Source organism: Mesorhizobium sp. NZP2077 (assembly GCF_013170805.1).
In the GTDB taxonomy this organism is placed as follows: domain Bacteria; phylum Pseudomonadota; class Alphaproteobacteria; order Rhizobiales; family Rhizobiaceae; genus Mesorhizobium.
In genome coordinates this window covers 723,153-746,357 of the sequence record NZ_CP051293.1, presented here as the reverse complement: position 1 = coordinate 746,357, position 23,205 = coordinate 723,153, and the positions used below count along the sequence as shown (strand labels likewise).

Annotated in this window: 21 protein-coding genes and 1 pseudogene; 11 read left to right on the top strand and 11 right to left on the bottom strand. The window is 62.9% G+C overall.

What is annotated here, in order from left to right:
• Window positions 1–214 precede the first annotated feature (214 nt).
• Both HGP13_RS03480 and HGP13_RS03475 read left to right on the top strand, forming a co-directional pair.
• Window positions 215–1,981, top strand: a complete 1,767-nt coding sequence (locus tag HGP13_RS03480) for an adenylate/guanylate cyclase domain-containing protein (protein WP_172221569.1) — start codon at window positions 215–217, stop codon at window positions 1,979–1,981.
• A gap of 357 nt (window positions 1,982–2,338) precedes the next feature.
• Window positions 2,339–3,031 (top strand): class I SAM-dependent methyltransferase, encoded by a 693-nt coding sequence (locus HGP13_RS03475; protein WP_172221566.1) that lies wholly within the window; start codon window positions 2,339–2,341, stop codon window positions 3,029–3,031.
• Window positions 3,032–3,350: 319 nt separating this feature from the next.
• On the opposite strand, the pseudogene HGP13_RS03470 reads toward HGP13_RS03475, so the two are convergent.
• Window positions 3,351–3,991: pseudogene (locus HGP13_RS03470) on the bottom strand (magnesium chelatase domain-containing protein); the annotation flags it as partial.
• A 484-nt stretch (window positions 3,992–4,475) separates the two neighbouring features.
• Between HGP13_RS03470 and HGP13_RS03465 the strand changes: the two are divergent.
• Window positions 4,476–5,549 (top strand): glycosyltransferase, encoded by a 1,074-nt coding sequence (locus HGP13_RS03465; RefSeq protein ID WP_172221563.1) that lies wholly within the window; start codon window positions 4,476–4,478, stop codon window positions 5,547–5,549.
• 92 nt (window positions 5,550–5,641) lie between these two features.
• Here the strand turns inward: HGP13_RS03465 and gshB are convergent, their stop codons facing one another.
• The 3 genes from gshB to HGP13_RS03450 all read right to left on the bottom strand — a co-directional run bounded on the left by gshB (window position 5,642) and on the right by HGP13_RS03450 (window position 8,123).
• Complete coding sequence (gshB, locus tag HGP13_RS03460; protein ID WP_172221560.1) at window positions 5,642–6,595, bottom strand: glutathione synthase; 954 nt, start codon at window positions 6,593–6,595, stop codon at window positions 5,642–5,644.
• 160 nt (window positions 6,596–6,755) lie between these two features.
• The gene (locus HGP13_RS03455; RefSeq protein WP_172221555.1) at window positions 6,756–7,130 is read right to left on the bottom strand and encodes a GtrA family protein; all 375 of its coding nucleotides are present in this window, start codon (window positions 7,128–7,130) and stop codon (window positions 6,756–6,758) included.
• A 3-nt stretch (window positions 7,131–7,133) separates the two neighbouring features.
• The gene (locus HGP13_RS03450; protein WP_172221550.1) at window positions 7,134–8,123 is read right to left on the bottom strand and encodes a glycosyltransferase; all 990 of its coding nucleotides are present in this window, start codon (window positions 8,121–8,123) and stop codon (window positions 7,134–7,136) included.
• A 163-nt stretch (window positions 8,124–8,286) separates the two neighbouring features.
• On the opposite strand from HGP13_RS03450, the gene HGP13_RS03445 reads away from it, so the two are divergent.
• The 7 genes from HGP13_RS03445 to HGP13_RS03415 all read left to right on the top strand — a co-directional run bounded on the left by HGP13_RS03445 (window position 8,287) and on the right by HGP13_RS03415 (window position 16,165).
• Window positions 8,287–10,080, top strand: a complete 1,794-nt coding sequence (locus HGP13_RS03445) for a GtrA family protein (RefSeq protein ID WP_172221547.1) — start codon at window positions 8,287–8,289, stop codon at window positions 10,078–10,080.
• Between the two features lie 152 nt (window positions 10,081–10,232).
• The gene (locus tag HGP13_RS03440) at window positions 10,233–11,582 is read left to right on the top strand and encodes an EAL domain-containing protein (RefSeq protein ID WP_172221544.1); all 1,350 of its coding nucleotides are present in this window, start codon (window positions 10,233–10,235) and stop codon (window positions 11,580–11,582) included.
• Between the two features lie 155 nt (window positions 11,583–11,737).
• Window positions 11,738–12,505: an SDR family oxidoreductase gene (locus HGP13_RS03435; protein ID WP_172221541.1), complete on the top strand. Its 768-nt coding sequence runs from the start codon at window positions 11,738–11,740 to the stop codon at window positions 12,503–12,505.
• On the top strand, window positions 12,502–13,461 hold the full coding sequence (locus HGP13_RS03430; RefSeq protein ID WP_172221538.1) for a 2-dehydro-3-deoxygalactonokinase: 960 nt from the start codon (window positions 12,502–12,504) through the stop codon (window positions 13,459–13,461). Before HGP13_RS03435 ends, HGP13_RS03430 begins: the two co-directional genes overlap by 4 nt.
• Complete coding sequence (locus HGP13_RS03425; RefSeq protein WP_172221535.1) at window positions 13,458–14,096, top strand: 2-dehydro-3-deoxy-6-phosphogalactonate aldolase; 639 nt, start codon at window positions 13,458–13,460, stop codon at window positions 14,094–14,096. The genes HGP13_RS03430 and HGP13_RS03425 overlap by 4 nt, the downstream gene beginning before the upstream one ends.
• On the top strand, window positions 14,096–14,971 hold the full coding sequence (locus HGP13_RS03420) for an SMP-30/gluconolactonase/LRE family protein (RefSeq protein ID WP_172221532.1): 876 nt from the start codon (window positions 14,096–14,098) through the stop codon (window positions 14,969–14,971). Before HGP13_RS03425 ends, HGP13_RS03420 begins: the two co-directional genes overlap by 1 nt.
• Before the next feature lie 132 nt (window positions 14,972–15,103).
• Entirely contained in the window at window positions 15,104–16,165 is a 1,062-nt protein-coding gene (locus tag HGP13_RS03415; protein WP_172221529.1) for a D-alanine:D-lactate ligase-like protein, read from the top strand.
• Between the two features lie 2 nt (window positions 16,166–16,167).
• Here HGP13_RS03415 and HGP13_RS03410 read toward each other — a convergent pair whose 3' ends face one another.
• Window positions 16,168–16,353: a hypothetical protein gene (locus HGP13_RS03410; protein ID WP_246707270.1), complete on the bottom strand. Its 186-nt coding sequence runs from the start codon at window positions 16,351–16,353 to the stop codon at window positions 16,168–16,170.
• Between the two features lie 78 nt (window positions 16,354–16,431).
• On the opposite strand from HGP13_RS03410, the gene HGP13_RS03405 reads away from it, so the two are divergent.
• The gene (locus tag HGP13_RS03405) at window positions 16,432–17,178 is read left to right on the top strand and encodes a GntR family transcriptional regulator (RefSeq protein WP_172221526.1); all 747 of its coding nucleotides are present in this window, start codon (window positions 16,432–16,434) and stop codon (window positions 17,176–17,178) included.
• A gap of 105 nt (window positions 17,179–17,283) precedes the next feature.
• On the opposite strand, the gene HGP13_RS03400 is transcribed toward HGP13_RS03405, so the two are convergent.
• The 6 genes from HGP13_RS03400 to dnaK all read right to left on the bottom strand — a co-directional run bounded on the left by HGP13_RS03400 (window position 17,284) and on the right by dnaK (window position 23,150).
• Complete coding sequence (locus HGP13_RS03400; protein WP_172221523.1) at window positions 17,284–17,571, bottom strand: DUF1330 domain-containing protein; 288 nt, start codon at window positions 17,569–17,571, stop codon at window positions 17,284–17,286.
• Between the two features lie 29 nt (window positions 17,572–17,600).
• A complete protein-coding gene (gene pyrF, locus HGP13_RS03395; protein WP_172221520.1) occupies window positions 17,601–18,314 on the bottom strand; it encodes an orotidine-5'-phosphate decarboxylase in 714 nt (237 codons plus the stop codon).
• Window positions 18,311–18,907, bottom strand: coding sequence for an NADPH-dependent FMN reductase (locus HGP13_RS03390; protein ID WP_172221517.1), 597 nt, complete (start codon window positions 18,905–18,907; stop codon window positions 18,311–18,313). Before HGP13_RS03390 ends, pyrF begins: the two co-directional genes overlap by 4 nt.
• Window positions 18,908–19,146: 239 nt before the next feature.
• Window positions 19,147–19,752 carry a phospholipid N-methyltransferase PmtA gene (gene pmtA / locus HGP13_RS03385; RefSeq protein WP_172221514.1) on the bottom strand — a complete coding sequence of 202 codons (606 nt, stop codon included), beginning with the start codon at window positions 19,750–19,752 and terminating at the stop codon, window positions 19,147–19,149.
• Window positions 19,753–19,901: 149 nt separating this feature from the next.
• Window positions 19,902–21,032, bottom strand: a complete 1,131-nt coding sequence (dnaJ, locus tag HGP13_RS03380) for a molecular chaperone DnaJ (protein WP_172221511.1) — start codon at window positions 21,030–21,032, stop codon at window positions 19,902–19,904.
• A gap of 201 nt (window positions 21,033–21,233) precedes the next feature.
• Window positions 21,234–23,150, bottom strand: coding sequence for a molecular chaperone DnaK (gene dnaK / locus HGP13_RS03375; RefSeq protein WP_172221508.1), 1,917 nt, complete (start codon window positions 23,148–23,150; stop codon window positions 21,234–21,236).
• Between the last annotated feature and the right edge of the window lie 55 nt (window positions 23,151–23,205).

The following is a 23,205-nucleotide window of genomic DNA, read 5'->3' as shown; positions in this document are numbered from 1 at the left end:
GGCAACGCGAAAGGGACCACTTCGGCGGCTTTGCGCCTCAAATCGGCCGTTGAGATCCGACTCGTCGTTTCCTGAAAGCAGACGTTCGGATAGGCGGCAGACCCAATGGTCACATGTGACCAATCGTTCGGACTATCTACCTTTGGTCTGTCGCCTTGTTTTGTGACGGGGAAGCCTTACCGTGTTGGATCGCTAATTTCAGGCTGAAGGTGAAATGAGTGAGACCCGCAAAATAGCAGCGATCCTGGTCTCGGATGTAGTTGGCTACAGCCGGCTAGCCGGCGCCGATGAGGATCGCATCTTGGCACGGCTGCGGGCGCTGCGCAGCGATCTCATCGATCCCACCATCGCTGTTCATCGTGGTCGCGTCGTCAAGCGCACAGGCGACGGGAGTCTCGTCGAGTTCAGCAGCGTGGTGGAAGCAGTGCGCTGCGCGATCGAAGTGCAGAACGCCATGATTGAGCGCAATGCGGGCGTGCCGCCTGATCGACGTATTGAGTTCCGCATAGGTATCCATGTCGGCGACATAGTCGAGGAGAGCGATGGCGACCTGATGGGCGACGGTGTCAACATTGCTGCCCGCTTGGAAGGTATTGCCGAACCAAATGGGATTTGCCTTTCAGGTGCGGCATATGAGCAGGTGCGCGACAAGCTGAAGGAAGAATTCGAGGATCTCGGCGATCAGGAACTCAAAAACATTGCACGGCCAGTGCGAGCCTATCGAGTGGCCTTGAGCCGGTACACGTCGAGCGAGCCGATTGTTCCCGGACTGTCAGGTGGAAAACTAGCGCTGCCCGACAAGCCTTCGATCGCCGTGCTGCCCTTCCACAACATGAGCGGCGACCCAGAGCAGGAATACTTCGGCGACGGGATCGCCGAGGATATCATCACCGCCTTGTCGAAACTTCGCGGCTTATTCGTCATCGCCCGCAATTCGACCTTCGCGTATAAGGGCAAGGCGCCAGATATCCGTCAGGTCGCGCGCGAGCTCGGTGTTCGCTATGTACTGGAAGGCAGCGTCCGAAAGGCGGGTGAGCGCCTGCGGGTAACTGGCCAGCTCATCGACGCGGCTAGCGGCAATCACATATGGGCGGAGCGCTACGACCGACCCACCACCGACATATTCGCTCTACAGGACGAGATCACGGCTAGCGTTGTCGCGGCGATCGAACCGCAGCTCTACGCTGCCGACAACCTTCGTTTGCGGAGCAAGCCAACCGAAAGCCTCGATGCTTGGGGCTGCGTCGTTAGGGCCATGCCCTACATATGGGTCTGGGTTTCCCAAAAAGACGACACCGGCATCAACCTTCTGAAACGGGCCATTGAACTCGATCCCGGCTACGCGCGGGCGCATTGCCTGCTGGCGTGGATCTTCGCCTCGCGGGTGCAGCTCGGCACCATGGACCACGAGCGCGGCATTTCCGATAGTCTGACTTTGGCCCAACACGCGATCGACCTCGATCCGGAAGACCCATGGGCCCACCTGGCCGCAGGCTATGTTTTCACGTTCGCGCGACGCACCGGACCGGCGGTTGAAGAGCTGAACGAAGCGCTGCAGCGCAACCCGAGTTTCGCCATTGCGCGGGTCTTTTTGGCCCTCGCGTACGGGTACGCCGGGCTTGCGGAAGACGGCTATCGCCAGTTGGAGATCGCCACGCGATTGAGCCCGCGCGACTACCTTCAGGCCGCGAATCTTTCAACCGAGGGACTATGCCATCTGGTCGCACACCGCTATGACGAAGCAGTTGTCGCCGAGCGGCGCGCTGTCCAGCTCCGGCCCGACTTCGGCACGGCTTGGCGCACGCTCGCCTCAGCAGCGGGCCTCGCGGGCGACCTAGAGCTCGCTCGACAGGGCCTCGCTGAATGCAAACGTCTGCAGCCAAACGTCAGCATCGCCTGGGTCGAGAAATACTATCCACTGATCCGGACTGAGGACCGCTCTAGGTATATCGATGGCCTACGTCGTGCGGGCCTCGAATAGTTCAGGTTAGATAGTGCCAGTCCTGCCGCCGATCTCGCCGGACTTGCTCAGTGGACTTGCCGATATCATTGCATCAACGGTTTCATTCCCGCGATCCCGGATTAGCCGAGTGTCAATTGACGGGAGGGATGCAGTTAACGCGGATATCCGTGTCACTCCACCTCACGTGCCTCAGGTTCGCTATTTCAAACTTACCATTGACTGCCCCCGGCCGCAGGCGGACAGTTCTCAGGGCTCAAACTGGCATTTGCGCCTTTGCGAACCGCTGCCTGGCGCCGAATCGAACCGATGTCCGAAAGACATGAGCGCAGTGCTGTGGGTTCCGGTACGCGAAATGTTCGGTCATGGGAGGGGTCTATGAGGTCCGACCAGGAACTATTCGCGAAGGGTCTTGCCACCTACCAGAAAGTGGTGGCGGCGAACTACATGGCCCACAGGGAAGTCTATGGAGTGCTGCGCCAAGTTCTACTCGATGAGGCCTCAAATGGCTTCGTCTTTGCCGATCTCGCATGCGGCACAGCTCCCGGTTCGGCAGCCGCACTGGCCGGCAGCAACGTCGCACGATATATCGGCATCGACATATCCCAACCGTCGCTCGACGCAGCCAAGGAAGCGCTTGCCCCACTCAGCTGTCCGGTCGAACTGCGTTGCGGAGATTTCGTTGCGGCCATCGATTATTGGAAGGGACCGCTTGACGTTGTATGGATTGGTCAGTCGCTGCACCATCTTCTTGCGCCGGACAAGGGGATCTTCATGGGCAAAATCCGAGACCTATTGCCGCGAGATGGTCTTTTCCTGATTTGGGAGCCCACGCGCCTCGAGGGCGAAGATCGCGAGGGATGGCTGGAGCGATTTCATCAGATGAGGCCTGAGTGGGCGTCGATCTCCGACGAGGAGTTCGCCGCCTTTGAGAGCCACTGCCGCGCATCCGACTATGCCGAGACGGCCGCGACTTGGATTGGCATGGGCCGCGACGCCGGTTTCAGAACTGCGGACGAACTGATGATGGTGCCGAACAGACTGGCACGCGTTTACCGGTTCCGTCACTAGGGTGGTGAACTCATAAATGCGGAATGAACCGAGACGAGTGAGACAACGGCCTGTCGGTTTCTTACGACGGAAGAGGCCGCCTTCAGAGGGCGCTATTCCAGCGCCAGAAAGAACGGGAAGTCCTCGCTCCGGTTCAAAGGTGAAGGCAAAAAAATAGAGTGTGAGCCATGAAGCAACGTTGCTTCGGCCCAGAGGGGGTCGCCGAGCGGAATGACGGCTTTCCGGCTAGCTTCGTCCCAGAACCGGACAGACCGCTTCCGGCCCATTAACGGCCTTTCCGGGCCTCGACAATCGCGCGCCGTTTAATTAGCCACAATGTTAGCAGATTGTGCCCACCGGCCGCCGCCACTTCCAGCGCCCGCTTGGCCATCTCCTGGCCCTTGATGTCGGCAAGGTCGGGCAGGTCGCGCGCCGAGGCATGAATGCCGGCCTCCGGCCGCGACAGCACTTGCGTGCCGCGGAAATGGTTGGCGATGGCAATCAGGCTGCGCGGCGCCAATATGTCGAAATCCTTGCCGGCCCAGGCCGCCTCCGGCCCACAGGCGAACGGGCAGATCAGGCCCTTGCCCTCGGCATTGGCGCCGATTGCCGCCGGCAGGCACCGGCGACGGCGGCAATCGTGCCGTCGAGCGACAATTCGCCAAGCACGACATAGCCTGCCAGCATGTCGCCTGGAATGGCGCCAAGGGCGGCCATCAGGCCAAGCGCGATCGGCAAATCGTAGTGGCTGCCTTCCTTGGGCAGGTCGGCGGGCGCCAGATTGACGGTGACTTTCTTCGACGGCATCGACAGGCCAGACGCGTGGAGCGCTGCCTGCACGCGCTCGCGGCTTTCGGCCACCGCCTTGTCGGCCAGGCCGACAATATGCATGTTGACCTTGCCGGGCGCGATCATCACCTGCACGTCGACCGGCACGGCCTCGATGCCCTGGAAAGCAACCGTGCGAACCCGCGCCACCATTTTCCCACCCCGGATGCGGGCCGCAACCCGCGCAATTGGCCTAGAATGACCCTCGCGGAAGACAATCACAATTCTACGGTCAAATCAAGAACATTACGGGAACAGGCAATCGCAGGGGTTGCAGCCGGATTGCGTCGGGTTGCAAAAGCGGAACATGGTTAATACGAAATGAAAACGGGCTACTTCCGCTTGCTCTCAACCGCGCTAGGAGGGCAACCAGTTCCTCCGGCAATCTGAGGCTGTTGCCGTCTAAGCGGTGACGAAGGCATCGACCGCACCTGAAAGGGATCGATCGAACAGGCTTGCCGGTGCCGTCAACCTCGTTGATAAAGACGTGGTGCGGCGCAAACTCCCTGTGCCGATTTATTCGTGCTCTTTCCGACTCCGTCGCAGATGACTCGTTTGAATCGCGATAAAAGACAAATGCGCAACGCTGGATGCCAATATCTCAGGCGATCAAATTTGGTGTGCGGAGGAGCGCCTCGTGAAAGAAAGCATCCTCCCAAGCGGGGCTGATTCTCACATCGCACTACCAACCGTATCCGTTTGCATAGGCTGTTTCAATCAAGAGGCATTCATCGACACTGCGATCAGATCCGTAGCGGCGCAGACGTACACTGCGTTCGAGTGCGTGGTGGTCGATGATTTTTCGACCGACGGTTCCCACCGAAGGATTGAAGAGTGTCTGTCCCAGCTTGGCGACAGTCGTTTCCGCTTTCTGCCCCGACAGCAAAATGGCGGGCAGTTGGCAACAATGATGACCGGGCTTGACGCGACGGCCGGACCTCTGATCTCCTTTCTTGACGGTGACGATGCTTGGCATCCTGACTTCATAGAATGCCATGCGACAGCGCATCTCAGTCACACCCGTATCGCGGCGATGTCGAGCTCCGATCAGGTGTTGATAGATGCGGCCGGCAACCTGCTTGCTGGCGGTCATCCCGTATTCCACCTGAATGACCCGCGATCGATGCCGAAAATGAGCGGCTACCTGCATGTCGATACGGAAGCTGACCCAACATTATTATTTGTTGATCGGGGTACTGTGGGTTGGTTTTGGTCAACCACATCGGGGATGATGTTTCGTCGAGCTCCGCTTGAAATCATGCGTCCATCTGATCCGGACGAAATAAGGATGTGTGCCGAGGGTTATATGGCTCGTGCTGCCCATATGATTGGGGGAACCGTGAGGATTGAGCGGGTTCTTGGCAGTTATCGACTTCACGGCGGCAATAGCTGGGCGGACGGGCGCGTCCTGGGAGGCGGAGTTGACCTCGGTAGGATGTCGCCTGATACCGAAAGAGCTATACGGCGGGCACTGGCCAATCGTTGGTGCGAAGTGGCGCCGGGACTGGAGCATTTAATCTTCCGCCACTCAATGCGCAGGACCTTGGTCGACTTGATCGGACTGTCTGCGGCTTTTGCATTGCTGGAAAAGAACTCCGATGCGGGTTTTCTGCTGGAAGACTGGGCAACACCACGGCGAAAATTGCAGACCAAACTTATCGGTCTCCTTCCCCCGAAACTGAGGCCTCGGCGCTTCCGGGACAGAGTTTGATGTGATGAGCCGCTTGCTCAGCAGTCCTTTTCGATAAAGAGCATCTTTCGCTGCTTCTCAGGGCTCACCGAAGTCCTCCGTAACAATGCAGATTACGCGGCCGACTTCCGCCGCTTCTCCTCCACGCAATCCCAGAACAGACTGGCAATGTCGGCGCCGCCGAAACGGGCGACCTCGCGCACCCCGGTCGGCGAAGTCACGTTGATCTCGGTCATATAGTCACCGATGACGTCGATGCCGACCAGGATGAAGCCGCGTTCCTTCAGCGACGGCCCGATGCGGGCGCAGATCTCGCGCTCGCGCTCCGTCAGGTCGGTTTTTTCGGCGCGGCCGCCGACATGCATGTTGGAACGTGAATCGTGCTCGGCCGGCACCCGGTTGATGGCGCCGACCGGTTCGCCGTCGATCAGGATGATGCGCTTGTCGCCCTTGCGCACCTCCTTCAGGTAGCGCTGCACGATATAGGGCTCGCGGAACATCTGGCCGAACATTTCGAGCAGCGAGGCAAGGTTGCGGTCGGCCTCGTGCAGATGGAAGATGCCGGCGCCGCCATTGCCGTAGAGCGGCTTGATGATGATGTCGCCGAATTCCTTGCGGAAGGCGGCGACTTCTTGGCTGTCCTTGGTGATCAGCGTGTCCGGCATCAAATCGGCAAATTCGGTGACGAAGATTTTCTCCGGACTGTTGCGCACCCAGGCCGGGTCGTTGACCACCAGTGTCGTCGGGTGGATGCGCTCGAGGATGTGGGTGGTGGTGATGTAGTTCATGTCGAAGGGCGGATCCTGGCGCAGCAGGATGACGTCCATCTCCGACAGGTCGGTGCGCACCTTTTCGCCCAGCGAATAGTGGTTTCCCTTCTCGTCGCGCACCTGCATCTCCTCGATGCGGGCAAACACCTTGCCGTCGCGCAGCGACAGCCGGTCGGGCGTGTAGTGGAACAGTTGATGGCCGCGCCGCTGCGCTTCCAGCGACAGCGCGAAAGACGTGTCGCCGGCGATCGACACGGTGGAGATGTGGTCCATCTGGACGGCGATTTTCAGCTTCATGGCAGGTCCCCAACGCAGTCGACGAGAGCGATATAAGGGTCGCGGCGCCTTCTGCCAATCGGGCCAGCGGCCTAAAGCGCGTCCATGCGACGCGCTTTAGGATTTCCTTTTATGCATGTCGTTGCCCCAAAACCGGGAAGCCACTTTTGGGCGACATGCATTAACGGTCGAAGACCAGCCTGGAGTAACCGAGGAAAGACAGCGCCATGGCGGCCAGCGAGGCGACGGCAAGGGCCGCCAGCGGTGGGGTCGCCGGCAGCGCGAACAGGATGGCGCAATAGACGAGATAGTTGACGATACTGGTGGCGATGCCGACGCCGCCATAGCGGACGCCTTCCCTGGCCACGCCGCGGCGCGAGGGCGAGAAGGTCAGATGCCGGTTGATCTGCCAGGTGACGCAGAGCGCAAAGCCGATCGACAGCACCCGGGCGACGAAGGGTCCGAGCGGCGTGACGGCGAGCAGCAGCCAGAGTGCCACCGCATCCGCGGCGAAGCCGATGCCGCCGGCGAAGGCAAACCGGACGAGACGTTGCATCGTTCAGGCCGCGCGCGGGGTCTTGCCCGGCTGCGGCTTTTGCACCACTTCGCCTGTACGCCGCTCGACGCGCCCGGAAGGCATCGAGAGATAAAAAATGCGCTTCTGTTCGGCCCGACCGCGCGAGACCGAATCGAGGATCAGCCCCGTTACCGCTGCCAGCATCGACAACAGCAGCAGGCCGACCGACAGCACCCAGGTCGGCATGCGCGGCACCAGCCCGGTTTCGGCGAACTCGACCAGCACCGGCGCCATCAGGAACAGGCTCGCAGCCAGGAAGAACGCGGCAAAGGCGCCGAAGAAGCGCAGCGGCTGCGTCTCCTTCATCAGCATGCCGAACATCCACAGGATCTTGGCGCCGTCGCCCCAGGTCGACAGTTTCGACGCCGAACCCTCAGGCCGGCGGCCATAGTCGAGCGCGATCTCGCTGACCGGCAATTTGAGCTGCGAGGCGTGCACCGACATTTCGGTCTCGATCTCGAAGCCGCCGGAGACGGCGGGAAAGCTCTTGACGAAGCGCCTGGTGAAGACGCGGTAGCCGGAGAAGATGTCGGTGAAATCGCTGCCGAACAGCCATTTGTAGAGGCCGTTGAAGACACGGTTGCCAAAAGCATGGCCGGCCCGGCCGGCATCGTCGGCGACGCCGCGCCGGGTGCCTACCACCATGTCGGAGCGTTCGGTCAAAAGCGTGTTGATTAGCTGCGGCGCGTCCTCGGGCGCATAGGTGCCGTCGCCATCGGCCATCAGATAGATGTCGGCATCGATGTCGGCGAACATGCGCCGCACGACATTGCCTTTGCCCTGGCGCGGCTCGCGCACCACGATGGCGCCGGCCGCGCGGGCGCGAAGCGCCGTCAGATCCTTCGAATTGTTGTCATAGACATAGATGGTGGCGGCCGGCAGCGTTTCGCGGAACCGCCGCACCACCTCGGCGATGGTCAGCTCCTCATTGTAGCAAGGCAGCAGCACGGCGATGACAGGGTCTTGCGGCATTTTCGTCTCCGAAAGCCTATCGACCACTAGGTCGCGCGCCGGAAACCGGCCTCGTTCAGGCGGTTTTACTATTTATTGAAGCCGTTAAGGCTAGGTTTAGAACCGACTTCACGAGTGTCGATTGGCCTGCAAAGGCCCGGCATTCCCGCCAGGGGCGATCGGGATGGGCACAGCAAGGGGAACTTCCTCAGGGAAGGCCGATATCGCGTTCGCGCTGCTTGCCGCCTTGCTGCTGCTGGCGCTGAATGCCCATGCCGGGTTCCCGCAACTGGCCAATCCGGCGGGCGACAATGACAGCCTGCTGCAGCTGGTCGAAGTCCGCGACCTCATGGGCGGCCAGGGCTGGTTCGACCTGCACCAGTACCGGATGGGGCTGGAGGGCGGCTTCGTCATGCACTGGTCGCGGCTGCTCGACGCGCCGCAGGCGCTTGCCATCCTAGCCGTCTCAGCCCTGACGGGCAGCATCGCTTTGGCCGAGCAAATCGTGCAAATACTCTGGCCCACGCTGCAATTCTGGCTTGCTGTCTTCTTCATCATCCGTGCCGCGCGCGCGTTCGCTGGCCCGCATGCGGTGCTGCCCGCTGCCGTCGTAGGCGGCGCGGCCCTGTATTACATCGGAATTTTCTCGCCCGGTGCGCTCGATCATCACAATGTCCAGCTGATGCTGACGCTGGCGAGCCTCGCTCTGCTGCTTGAGGCGCCCACGCGCCGGCCGGCTGCCCTTGTGGCGGGCATCTGCGCCACGCTGACCCTGTCCATCGGCATGGAAAGCGCTCCCTATGCCGGAACCCTCGGCGCCGTCGTCGCGCTGCTGTTTCTCGTCAAGGGCGACGGCGAAAGGCTGATCGCCCGGGATTTCGGCCTCGGCGTCGCCGGCGTCTCGGCGCTCGTCTTCGTCACCACCGTCCCCATGTCATCCTGGGGCCAGGCCCAGTGCGACACGTTCTCGATCGTGCAGTTCGCCGTCACCGGGCTTGCCGGGGCCGGACTGGCGATCATCTCGTCGTGGAAGGCCGCCAACGCCACGCTCGCCCGGCGCCTGATCTCGCTTGGGCTGCTTGCCGTAGCTCTCGCTCTCGTCGTGATGCTGCTGTTCCCGCAATGCCTGGCGGCGCCCTATGCCCATCTCGACCCCCGCCTGCAGCAAATGTGGCTCGGCTATATCGAAGAGGCGCAGTCGATCGTCCAGCTTGTCTCCGATGATCCTGCCCGGGCAGTGGCGCGCTTTGCCACGCCGCTGGTGGCGATCGTGCTGATGGCGCTTCGCTTCGGCCATGGCGGCTGGCGGCGGCAGGAGAGCCTCGTCGGCGCATTGCTGGTGGTGGCGGTCCTGGTCAGCGCATGGGAAGTGCGCGGCTCGACCTTCTCCATCGCCTTCGCGGTGATCCCGCTTTCGGCCTGGATCGCCAAATGGCGGCAGCGGGCCGAGGCCAGCCCGTCCAGCGGCTCGGTGCTCAGGATGGCCGCCGCCTGGTTGATCTCGGTGAACTCGATCTGGTCAGGCGCCGCCGAGGCCGCATCGAGCGCTTTCGAGGCCGGCGCACCTGTCAAGGACGCCAGCATCGATGCACCTTGCAACAGCAAGGCATCGTTCGCCGCACTTGGCGCGATGGCTCCCACCACGGTACTGGCCATCTCCAATCTCGGCTCGCCGATCCTCGCCTTCACCGGGCATCGCGTGTTCGCCGGACCCTACCATCGCAACGTTGCCGGGAACCTGCTGGTGTTCGACGCCTTGCTGGGCTTCGCCGCTGACGCCAAAACAATCGTCGAGAGCCACCATGTCGGCCTTGTCGCGCTCTGCCCCGGCAACACGGAAAGCCGGCTGTTCGCGGCCAGGGCGCCGGACGGTTTCCTGGCCGGGCTGATGCGCGGCAGCGTGCCCGACTGGCTGGAGCCGGTAGCGGAGACGCGCGGCGCCCCGCTGGAGCTCTACCGCGTCCGGCCAAACGGCTGAAGATCGGCCTGAAAACAAGGGGTTGACCCCAGTTGCATCGACCTTCCCAGGGACAATGCATTTTACCCACGAATAATCGATTTGGGGATACGTTTCCTAAAGGGTTTGCTGCCAGTCTGGAAAGAAATCCGACGTCGCAAACAGGGACACCGATGCAAACTTCGTTTGGCACCGGTCAGGCAAACAGGGAAAGCACGGATCTGGCATTCACCGATCCGTTGACCGGGCTTGGCAACCATCGCCGCTTCTTCGACAAGGTCGATCGCCTGATCAGCGACCGTGCCGACGATCCCGCACCCTTCACCGTCGGCATTCTCGACCTCGACGGCTTCAAGCCGATCAACGATCTGTTCGGCCACAAGGCGGGTGACGATATCCTCATCCAGGTAGCGATGCGGCTGCGCGCCTCTATGGACGGCCATTCGACGGTCTGCCGCATCGGCGCCGACGAATTCGCCTTCCTCTATCCGCTGGTGTTCTCGGAGGAGGCGGCGGCGGAAAAATCCCGCATGCTGATCGAAATCCTGTCGGCGCCCTACGATGTCGGCGAACGCACCGCCAGGCTGTCGGCCTCGGTTGGCTGCTCGCTGTTCTATTCCGGCGACGAGACCACCGAAATCCTCGTCAACAAGGCCGAAACCGCACTCTACCACGCCAAGCGGTCAGGCCGTGGCCGGGTCGTCGTCTACACCCGCGAGATGGAAGAGGCGGCCAAGCGCGTCACCCGCATCGAGCAGGCGCTGCGCCGCGCCGTTTCCGCCGGCGAGGTCGAGCCGCATTTCCAGCCGATCGTCGACCTCAACACGCGCCGCACCATTGGCTTCGAGACGCTGGCGCGCTGGACCGATCGCGACCTCGGCGCGGTGCCGCCGACGGTCTTCATTCCCATCGCCGAGGAGCGCGGCATTATCGGCCCGCTGTCGCAGTTGGTGCTGCGCAAGGCGACCGAGGCGGCCAGGAGCTGGCCGAAAGACTTGTTCCTGTCGTTCAACCTGTCGCCCTCGCAGCTCGTCGACCAGAACACCGGCCTGCACATACTGGCGATCCTCGACCGCACCGGCTTCGACCCGCGCCGGCTGGAGATCGAGATCACCGAGACCGGCCTGATGAACGACCCGGCCTCCGCCGCGCAGATCGTCGAGGATCTGCGCCGCGTCGGCATCCGCGTCTCGCTCGACGATTTCGGCACCGGCCAGTCCTCGCTCGGCCGCTTGCGCGAATTCCATTTCGACAAGCTCAAGATCGACCGCGCCTTCGTCTCCTCGATCCTCGATGACCGTCCGTCCGAACACATCATCCGCGCCATTCTCGCAATGTGCGAAGGGTTGGGCATGGATGTGGTCGCCGAAGGCATCGAGGAGGAAGCGCAGGCCGACCGCCTGGTCCAGTTCGGCTGCGCCGGCGGGCAGGGTTATCTGTTCGGCAAGCCGGTCGATGCCGACGCCACGCTCGGCTATCTCCGCGATTCCTTCCGCGGCGCCTTGCGCGCCAAGGCGATCTGACCGGCCATTTTGGCGCCGCCCACCATCGCGACTTTGGGCCGCGTGCGGCGCATTTTCGTTTTGTCTGACATATGTCCGCAAATCCGACGTTTCGCCCTTGCCCGCGCGACTTGCGTGGCTAGGATGCGCGCCGATTGTGCTGGGAGAGAAGAGACATGATGCCATCGGCGGATTTTGCCGACCTCAAGGGAGCCTCGGTGCTGATCACCGGCGGCGGCTCCGGGATCGGCGCGGCGCTGACCGAGGGTTTTGTCCGCCAGGGCGCCAATGTCGCCTTCATCGATATCGCCGATGGCCCAAGCACGCTGCTCGCCGACCGCATCGAGAGAGACTTCAAGCGGCGGCCGCTCTACCTCAAGACCGACCTGCGCGACATCGAGGCGCTGCGTGCCTCGGCGGCGAAAGCGGCAGAGGTGCACGGCGACGTGACGGTGCTGATCAACAATGCCGCCTGGGACGAGCGTCACGCCATCGAGGATGTCACGGCGGAGTTCTGGGACAACAACCAGGCGATCAACCTTCGGCCACATTTCTTTACCGCGCAGGCGGTGGCGCCGGGCATGAAGCGGGCCGGCGGCGGCTCGATCATCAACTTCACCTCGACGTCCTACCTTATCAACCATCCCGACATGCCGGCCTACACCGCCGCCAAGGCGGGCATCCTCGGCCTGACCAAGGGGCTGGCCGGCAAGCTTGGGCCCGACCGTATCCGCGTCAACGCCGTCGCGCCCGGCTGGGTGATCACCGAACGGCAGCAGGAACGCTGGGTGACCGAAGGGGCGCTTGAAGCCCATGTCGCCAAGCAGTGCATCAAGGAGGTCATGCGGCCGGACGACATGGTCGGCACCGTGCTGTTCCTGGCCTCGGACGCCTCACGCATGTTGACCGCCCAGATGCTCATCGTCGACGGAGGCTTCCTGTGAGCCCCGGCTTTGCCGGCAATGCTCCGGCGGTCGCGGCGCTCGATTGGGGCACGACCCGGCTCCGGGCATGGCTGATCGACGGCAGCGGCAAGGTGCTTGCCGAGCGTCGCGGCGATGACGGCCTGATCACCGCGCGCGAAAAAGGATTTTCGAACGTGCTGGAAGGCCATCTGGCCGCCATGGGCGCGCCGGAAGCGCTACCCGTCATCATCTGCGGCATGGCCGGCTCCCGCCAGGGCTGGATCGAGGCGCCCTATGTAACCGTGCCGGCGCCGATCGGCGCTATTCTCGGTGGTGCCGCCCGCGTGGCTGATCAGAAACGCGACATCCGCATCGTGCCCGGCCTCGCCCAGCGTCTGGCCGACGCGCCGGACGTCATGCGCGGTGAGGAAACACAGCTTGCCGGAGCTGGTTTGCCGGCAAGGGGCCGACATCTCGCCTGTATGCCTGGCACGCATTCGAAATGGGTCGCGGTCGAGGATAGCGCGGTTGCCGGCTTCGGCACATGGCCGACCGGCGAGCTGTTCTCGGTGCTGGCGGCGCATTCGATCCTCAAGCATTCGCTGGGCGAGCATCCGGCGCCGGTGGCGGCGGACAATCCGTTCTTCCGGCAATGGTGCGAACGCGCGCTTGGCGAGGGCGGCGACGTCACGTCAAAGCTGTTTGTCATCCGCGCCGCCGGGCTCCTGCAGGATCTGAAGGCTGAGGATGCGGCGGCCTGCCTGTCCGGACTTTTGATCGGCGGCGAGATCGCCTCGGCGAAGCGCCGTTATGGCGCCGGCGCCGCGCCGGTCGTGCTGATCGCTTCCGGCGCGTTGGCTTCGCTCTATTCGGCCGCACTCGGCCTCGCCGGCCTTGCCTTCCTTGCCGTCGACGCGGATGAAGCGGTGCGGGCCGGCCTTGTCGAGGCCGCACGCGAAAACGGCATGATCGCCAGAACCGGAGCCTTGGCATGACCGAGACCGCAGCCTTTCCAAAGCTCAAGCGCGGGCTGGTCGCCATCCTGCGTGGGCTGAAACCCGCTGAAGCGATTGCCATGGGGCAGGCGCTGTTCGATGCCGGCATCGAGGCGATCGAAGTGCCGCTCAACTCGCCCCAGCCCTTCTCGTCGATCGCCAGGATTGTCCAGGTGCTGCCGAAAACAGCCCTGATCGGCGCCGGCACAGTGCTGACGGCGGCCGATGTCGACGGTCTGCACGAGGCCGGCGGGCGGCTCCTGGTCAGCCCCAACATCGATGCCGAAGTGATGGCGCGTGCCATGCACTATGGCATGGTGACCATGCCGGGCGTGTTCACGCCGACAGAGGCCTTCCAGGCGATCCGACTCGGCGCCTCTGCCTTGAAATTCTTCCCGGCGAGCGCGCTGGGTGCATCCGGCATTTCCGCCATCCGGGCGGTGCTGCCGGCACAGACATTGGTCGGCGCCGTCGGCGGCGTTTCGGAGAAGGATTTTGCCGGCTACAAGGCGGTGGGCGTGACGGTCTTCGGTCTTGGCTCGAGCCTGTTCAAGCCGGGCATGAGTGTCGATGAGGTTGCCGCGCGGGCGCACGCCGCCGTCGCTGCCTGGGATGCGGTGTTCGGAGACGCATGATGAGTGAGGTTTCGGTTTTTTCCGATTACATCTGCCAGCTCGGCGAAGGGCCGAGCTACGACCCCGCCACCGACGCGCTGTTCTGGTTCGACATCGTCAACGGCAAGCTCCTGGAAAAACCGGTTGCCGGCGGCGCGCTGAAGATCCATGAGCTTGGCCAGATGGCGAGCGCGATTGCCATCATCGACGAGCAGCGCCAGCTGATCGCTACCGAGACCGGGCTTTTTGTCCGTGACGTCGCGACCGGCAAGCTGACGCTGCATACGCCCCTCGAGGCCGACAACCCGCTCACCCGCTCCAACGATTCGCGTGTCCATCCCTGCGGTGCCTTTTGGGTCGGCACCATGGCCAAGGACGAGAGCAAGGGCGCGGGCTCGATCTACTGGTTTTTCAAGGGCGAGCTGCGCACGCTCTACACTGGCATCACCGTGTCGAACTCGATCTGCTTTTCGCAGGACGGCACCATCGCCTATTACACCGACACCGAGACTGGCCTTTTGATGCGTACCGCCTGCGATCCGGCCACGGGCCTGCCGGTTGGCGAGCCAAAGGTGTTCGTCGACCATCGTGCTTCAAAGGGCTACGTCGACGGCTCCGTCGTCGACCGCGACGGCGTGCTGTGGAATGCCGTCTGGGGCGGCAAGGCGGTGAAGGCCTATTCGCCCGATGGCACATTGCTGCGCGAAATCCCCATGCCGGTGACGCAAGCGTCCTGCCCGGCCTTTGTCGGCGCCAAGGCCGACCGGCTGGCGGTGACCTCGGCCTGGAAGGGCAAGGACGAGAAACAGCGCCAGCTCGATCCGCAGGCGGGGATGACTTTCCTCATCGACATTCCGGTCAATGGCCGGTTCGAACCGCGCGTGCTGATCGCCTGAGCGGACTGGGAGCTCGCGCCGTTCGTATCCATAGCGCTGCTGTCACGCAGGCGTCTGGCACGGGTCGGTTTCGCGAAAGCCGTTTGTGTCGGCCGTGCGATGGTGGGCGATCGCACCGCCGGGAATTTGTTCATGTCGAGCCACAAGCCAAAGCTGATCCTTGTCTACGAGCCGGAAAAGGCTTGCTTCGACCGCCTGATATCGGACGGCTACGCGCCACAGCGCGCTACCGAAATCTCGTCCTATCTGGCGCAGTCGACCGATCTGGCTCTCGAATTCGCTGCGCTTGCCGCCGCCTGCGAGGCGCGCGGTCTCGCCTTTGCGCCGGTGGCGCTCGACGATGCCGCCGGGGCGCTTGATAGCGCGGATGCGCAGAACACGCTGGTCTGGACGCTGTCCGACGGCATCGCCTATTTCCGCGGCGGCGCGGCACCCGCGCTGGCCCGGCTCAAGGGATTGCGGACGATCGGCGCCGATGATTCGCTGTTTGCGCTCTGCCAGGATAAGTTCCGCTCCGGCGCCGTGCTTGGCGCGCTCGGCCTGCCGGTGCCACAGGCCGGCCTTGCCCGCGACGGCAAATGGCTGGTCGAGCCGCCGGCCTCCGCCGCCGGCTGGTTCGTCAAGCCCAACCGGCTTGGCGCCAAGATCGGCATCTGGCCGGATTCGCGCAGCAGCGACCTCGGCCACGCACTGGAGCTTAGCCGGCGGGTCTTCGCCGCCTATCGCGACGACGTCGTCGTGCAGCCCTATGTCGCCGGCCGCAACGTGCGCGCCAGCTTCCTTGGACTGACGCCGCAAGTTGGTGTCGAAGCGCTCGGCATCGCCTTTGTCGATTCCGGCGCCGATTTCCAGACCATGGCCGACAGTATGGCGCTCTACGGCGAAACCGGCGAGGCGGCGAAGGCGGCAGGACAGTATGTCGAACCGGAACTCGTCGCGGTTGCCGACGTGCAGCCGGTCGCGGATGCCAGGATCAGGGCGATCGCCAGCCAGCTGATCAGCGGGCTCGGTCTGCGCGACGTGTTCTCCGTCGACTTGCGCGTCGAGGCCGACGACACTGTCCACCTGATCGAATTCGAGGTCTGCCCCGGCCTGCCCTGCTTCGATTTCCGCGCCTACTGCCGCCAGCAATGGGACCTGGGACTTGCCGACGCCATGGCCGAGACCGCCGCCAGCCGGCTGACGGCTCGATAGAACTAGTGGGCAGATCCCCGCCGGAGCTCGTCCTCATCCTCCTCATGGACAAGTCTGCCGAGCGAATGGAAGCGATTTGTATAGTCGCTCAAGACGACCTTGACCTCGTCGAAGGGATGAGGGCCTGCCGCCGCGTTGACGATATCCTTGATCGCGGGGTAGAGAGGGGAGTCGGCGGATAAAGGCATGCCACAGCTCCTATCTGAGATGCTTAGATAGAATATCTAAGATGGCCAATGTCAAGGCCGATGCAAAGCGAGAGAAGCATGAAGCCGACAAAGGCCACGCCATCGAAATCGGCCGCGTCCCCGGGCGGGACAACGGCGCTATCCACCGCGGACCTGCTGCGCAGCGAACAGGCCTACGAACAGTTGAAGAGCGATATCGTCGCTTGCGTCCTGTCGCCCGGTGAAGCACTGACCGAAAAACAGATCGAGGCGCGCTACGGCATCAAGAAGGCGACGATCCGCTCGGCACTTGCCCGTCTGATGCAGGAAGGCCTGGTCAGAAGCGAGCCGCGCCGCGGCTATGTCATCACCACGCTGACCTTGCGCGACGTCAACGAGATCTTCGATGTCCGCAGCCTGATCGAACCCGAAGTGTTCCGGGTTGCCACCACTGATATCACCGAGCGCGGGTTGGACGAGATCAGGGTGGCGGCCAGAAAGGTGTTGAAGCCCGAGACGCTGCGCAGCCCGGTTGCGTTCTTGGCGGCCGACCGTGCCTTTCGCCTGGCGATTGCCGAGCTTTCCGGCAATTTGCGGCTGGCGCAGCTGCTCAGCCAGATCCTCGATCAGTCGGAGCGGACACTCCACCTCGGCTTCAAGTCGCGCGATTTCATGCCGCTGATCATCGAACAGCAGAAGCAGTTGCTGCAGGCCTGCGAAAAGAGCGAAGTCCCGGCAATCGTGAAACTTGCCCGCTCGCAGTGCCTTGCCCTCAAGCACCAGCTGGTCGGCGCCCTGCTTGGCGGGGCCAAGCTGCGCGACGTGAACCTTCAGGACCTCGTCTAAAGCAATTCCAGGAAAAGTGTGGACGGTTTTCCGTTCGGAATTGCGTCAAGCAACGGGGCTTAGAGCGGGTCGCCGTTTCCGTGAAACGGTGAACAGCTCTGAAGCTCAGGCGCCTTCGACCAGCACGATCTCGCCGTCGGCGACCTTCTGGCGGATGGCGACCGCGCGCTGATATTCCGGCGAATGGTAGCAGTCATGCGCCGCGGCGAGCGACTCGAATTCGATGATGACGTTGCGCGCGCGCCCCGGCCCTTCCGCCTTTTCATGCTCGCCGCCGCGCGCCAGGAATTTCGCGCCGAACCGCTCGAAGGCAGGTTTGGCGGCGGCGACATAGTCCTTGTAACCTTCGGCATCGCGCACATCGACACGAGCAACCCAGTATCCCTTTGGCATTGTTCTTCTCCGAAGCGGTTCTTTGGAAACTATGCAGAGCGCATTTCGTCGAGGATCGCTTGCACCGCCGCGCGGCGGTCGGTTGCCGCGACGATCGGGCGGGCCACCACAAGATGGCTGGCGCCGTTGCGGATCGCTTGCGCCGGCGTCACCACACGCTTCTGGTCGCCATGGTCGCTGCCGGCCGGCCGGATGCCGGGCGTCACCACCGCCATGTCGGGGCCGACGATGCGGCGCACCGCTTCGGCCTCTGCGGCCGAGCAGACGATGCCGCCCATGCCGGCATGCAGCGCCTGTTCCGAGCGCCTGAGCACCAGCGTGTGCGGGTCATATTCATAGCCGACATCGATCATGTCCTGCTCATCCATCGAGGTCAGCACGCTCACCGCGAGCAGGCAAAGCTCGCTGCCCCGCGCCGCTTCCACCGCCGCCTTCATTGCCTTCGGATAGGCGTGGATGGTCAGCATGGTCATGCCCATCTTGACGATGTTCTCGACGCCCTTGGCCACCGTGTGGTCGATGTCGAGCAGCTTCATGTCGAGGAAGATTTTTGTCCCGCCGCTGGCCAGTTCCCTGGCGAAGTCGAGCCCGCCGGCAAAGGCCAGCTGATAGCCGATCTTGTAGAAGGAGACGACGCCGTCGAGTTCGCGCACCGCCTGCTCGGCCTCTTTCACGGTCGGCACGTCGAGGCCGACGATCAGTCTTTCCTTCATGGAGTGGGGCTGCATGGTTGCGGCGATCACGCCTCGATCCGGGTCGACAGCATGCGCGAGGTTTCGATCAGCGTGCGGCATAGATGCTCCATCGATTTGTACAGTCTTTCGTCACGGAAATTGCCGCCTTCGTCAAAGGCGTCGCCGCCGTCCGGCACCGAGCATTCCGGCGTCACCACCTCCATCTGGCAACGCACCAGAACGGCGCGCAGATGGTTGGCGCAGCGTATGCCGGCAAAGTGGCCGTTGGACGACGAGCACAGCCCGGCAACCTTGCCGGCAAGCGGCCTGACCGTCCGGCCGCCATGCCTGCGCACGCGGCTCACCCAGTCGATCGTGTTCTTGAGCAGCGGCGGGATCGAGCCGTTATATTCCGGCGTGGCAATCAGCAGCCCGTCATGGGCGATGATCAGCCGCGCAAGCTTGTGGGCATTTTCGGGCACACCCTTTTCCTTCTCCAGATCCTCGTCGAGGATCGGCAAGGGATAATCGGCGAGCGAAATGCGGGTGACCTCGGCGCCCTGCACCGCAAGTTCCTTCTGCGCTACGTCGGCGGTCCTGCCGCTATAGGCGCCGCTGCGCACCGAGCCGGCGAAGACGAGGATTTTCGGGATCACTGCCATTGGCCACCCTTGTTCCCGGACAGGTACAGCCAAGGTTCGATCAAATCAACGCGCCGCAGCCGAAAAATCGAAACCGATTTGAGGACAAACGCGTGAAGGGTGTGCTGAGATTCAGGTCAGGCCGAGTCGAAAATAGTGGCTTCCGAGAACCGGAGCGGAGCGTACTTTTCGTACGTGAGCACCGGAAGCGCAGGGAGCCGCCATTTGCAGACCGGCCTGACCTGAATATCGGCACCACCCTAGTGCGCTTCGCGGCGGTAGATCCAGAGTTGCGTCGGCGGGATGTTGCGGAAGATGAAATCGAAATGCTTGACCGTGTAGTCACCACGGCCGGCCGGGATCGGCGACATCGGGCCGTAGGTCAGCTGCACGATCGGACGTCCGGCCGGGATGCGGTCGAGCAGGCTCTCGATATAGGCGATGCGCTGGGCGACAGGGAAATTGAGCAGCGGCACGCCCGATACGACGGAATCGAAGATCATGCCGCTCCTCTCGCCAAGCGTGGCGTTGAGGTTGAAGGCATCGCCCTCGATGATGTTGACGCCGGGATAGAGCCCGCGCAAATGGCGCACGAAATCCGTGTTGTATTCGACGGCATAGAGGTTTTCGGGCCGCACACCCTGGGCCAGGATGGCACGCGTGATGACGCCTGTGCCGGGACCGACCTCAAGCACCGGCAGGCCAGACCTGGGATTGACGATCGAGGCCATCTTGCGCGCGGTGATCGAGCTCGTCGGAACGATCGAGCCGACCGTCTTCGGCTTGTCGATCCAGCCCTTGAAGAACTTGAGCTCGTCGTCGAACTTTTCGGCAAGCGCCTTCCGCAGGCCGGGACCACGTGTCATGCAAGCTCTCCTCAGCGCTTCCCCCAGGTTACTTAACACCTGAGCAGCGCAAGGCAAGGCACGACCCTGCCGATGTCGTGGATAAGATAGATTTGGTCGCGTCCTGGGATGCGGCGCGTTTCATCTGATCACGCGCCATTCCTGGTCTGTCAACGTTCGCCGAAGGATTCGAAGAAATCCTTCATGCGGGCAAAAAACCCGCTCGATTGCGGCGAATTGTCCTGCGAGGAGAGCTGTTCGAACTCTTCCAGCAATTCGCGCTGGCGCCGGGTGAGGTTCTGCGGCGTCTCGACCGCGGTCTGGATGTAGAGATCGCCGACATTGGGCTGGCGCAGCACCGGCATGCCCTTGCCCTTGAGGCGGAACTGGCGACCGTTCTGCGTGCCTTCGGTCACCTTCACCTTGGTCTGGGTGCCGTCCAGCGTCGTCACCTCGAAGGAGCCGCCCAACGCGGCCGTCGTCATCGAGATCGGCACCTTGCAGTAGAGATCGGCGCCATCGCGCTGGAAGAATTCGTGCGGCTTTACCGCCAGGAAAATATAGAGGTCGCCCGAAGGCCCGCCGCGCAGGCCGGCCTCGCCCTCATTGGCCAGCCGGATGCGGGTGCCGTCCTCGATGCCGGCTGGAATGTTGACCGACAGCGAACGTTCCTCCGTGACGCGGCCCTGGCCGGCGCATTTCGGGCACGGATCCTTGATGGTCTGGCCGCGGCCCTGGCATTGCGGGCAGGTGCGTTCGATCGAGAAGAAGCCTTGCGTGGCGCGCACCTTGCCGTGGCCGTTGCACATCGAGCAGGTCACCGGCTGGGTCCCCGGCTTGGCGCCGCTGCCCGAACATTCCGAGCACGAGATCGAAGCCGGCACGCGGATCTGCGCGGTTTTGCCGGCAAAAGCCTCTTCCAGCGAGATTTCCATATTGTAGCGCAGATCGGCGCCGCGCTCGCGGCCCCCGGACGAGCGGCGCTGCCGCCCGCCCATCATGTCGCCGAAAATATCCTCGAAGATGTCGGCGAAGCCGCCGGCGCCAAAGCCTTGCGCGCCGCCATTCATGCCGCCCTGTTCGAAGGCGGCGTGGCCGAAACGGTCATAGGCCGCGCGCTTCTGCGGGTCCTTCAGCGTCTCGTAGGCTTCGTTGATTTCCTTGAACTTGTGCTCGCAGGAATGATCGCCGGGATTGCGGTCGGGATGGAACTGCATGGCGAGCTTGCGGAAAGCGCTCTTGAGCTCCTTCTCGTCGGCGCCCTTTTGCACGCCCAGCGTTTCGTAGAAATCAGCTTTCATTTTTTCCCGCAGTCCGGATGCTCAACGTCTTGATGCTTGTGGCGTCGTTTGCCGGCACGTTTTCTCGATTTAGGAGCGGTGCTGCCCGGATGCTAGGGCCAGCGCTGTCCCGTCTGTGATTTTCGGTGATTTTTCTACAAAGGGTTGCAAAAAAGCCCGGCTTTGCGCCGGGCTTTCTGCATTATCTTGCCGACAAGTGGCTCAGGCCGACTTCTTCTTGTCGTCGTCCTCGTTGATTTCCTCGAAGTCGGCATCGACCACATCAGAGTCCTTGGCGGCGTCCGCCTTGGCGTCGGCTTCCGCCGCTTCCTTCTGCGAGGCCTCGTACATGGCCTGGCCGAGCTTCATCGAAGCTTCGGCAAGCACCTGGCTCTTGGCCTCAATGTCGGCCGCGTCGTCGCCCTCGGCCGCGGTCTTCAGCGCCGCGATCGCATCGGAAATCGCCGTGCGCTCGGCTTCCGAGACCTTGTCGCCATATTCCTTCAGCGACTTCTCGGAAGAATGCACCAGCGCCTCGGCCTGGTTGCGGGCTTCGACCACGGCACGCCGCTTCTTGTCGCTCTCGGCATTGGCCTCGGCGTCCTTGACCATCTTCTCGATGTCGGCGTCCGAAAGACCACCCGATGCCTGGATGCGGATCTGGTGCTCCTTGCCGGTGCCCTTGTCCTTGGCCGAAACGTTGACGATGCCGTTGGCGTCGATGTCGAACGTGACCTCGATCTGCGGCACGCCGCGCGGAGCCGGCGGGATGCCCACCAGGTCGAACTGGCCGAGCGCCTTGTTGTCGGCGGCCATTTCACGCTCGCCCTGGAAGACGCGGATGGTCACGGCCGACTGACTATCCTCAGCGGTCGAGAACACCTGGCTCTTCTTGGTCGGGATCGTCGTGTTGCGTTCGATCAGCCGGGTGAACACGCCACCCAGCGTCTCGATGCCAAGCGACAGCGGCGTCACGTCGAGCAGCAGCACGTCCTTGACGTCGCCCTGCAGCACGCCGGCCTGGATGGCGGCGCCGAGTGCGACGACCTCATCCGGGTTGACGCCCTTGTGCGGTTCCTTGCCGAAGAACTGCTTCACGATCTCCTGGATCTTGGGCATGCGGGTCATGCCGCCGACCAGGACCACTTCGTCGATCTCGCCAGCCTTCAGGCCAGCATCCTTGAGCGCCGCCTTGCAGGGCTCGATGGTGCGCTGGACGAGATCCTCGACCAGGCTTTCGAACTTGGCGCGCGTCAGCTTCAGCGTCAGGTGCTTCGGGCCGGTCGCGTCGGCAGTGATGAACGGCAGGTTGATTTCGGTCTGCGTCGTCGACGACAGCTCGATCTTGGCCTTTTCAGCCGCTTCCTTGAGGCGCTGCAAGGCAAGCTTGTCGTTCTTCAGGTCGATGCCCTGTTCCTTCTTGAACTCGGCCGCCAGATACTCGACCAGGCGCATGTCGAAATCCTCGCCGCCGAGGAAGGTGTCGCCATTGGTCGACTTCACCTCGAACACGCCGTCGCCGATCTCGAGCACCGAAATGTCGAACGTGCCGCCGCCAAGGTCATAGACGGCAATGGTCTTGCCTTCCTTCTTGTCGAGGCCGTAGGCGAGGGCTGCCGCGGTCGGCTCGTTGATGATGCGCAGCACTTCCAGGCCGGCGATCTTGCCGGCATCCTTGGTCGCCTGGCGCTGGGCGTCATTGAAATAGGCCGGAACGGTGATGACCGCCTTCTCGACCTTCTCGCCGAGATAGGCTTCCGCCGTTTCCTTCATCTTCTGCAGGATCATGGCCGAGATCTGCGAGGGCGACTGCTTCTTGCCGCCGGCCTCGACCCAGGCATCGCCATTGTCGCCCTTGACGATCTTGTAGGGGACAAGCTTCTTGTCCTTTTCCGTCACCGGATCGTCATAGCGGCGGCCGATCAGGCGCTTGACCGCGAAGATGGTGTTTTCAGGATTGGTGACCGCCTGGCGCTTGGCCGGCTGGCCGACCAGACGTTCGCCGTCGCCCGAGATGGCGACGATGGAAGGCGTCGTGCGCGCGCCTTCCGCATTCTCGATCACCTTCGGTTCCTTGCCATCCATGATGGCGATGCAGGAGTTGGTGGTGCCGAGATCGATACCGATTACTTTTGCCATTTTTCTAGTCTCTCCTCTAAGCAGGCTTTTCAGGACCCATGAAGGCGTTCCGACG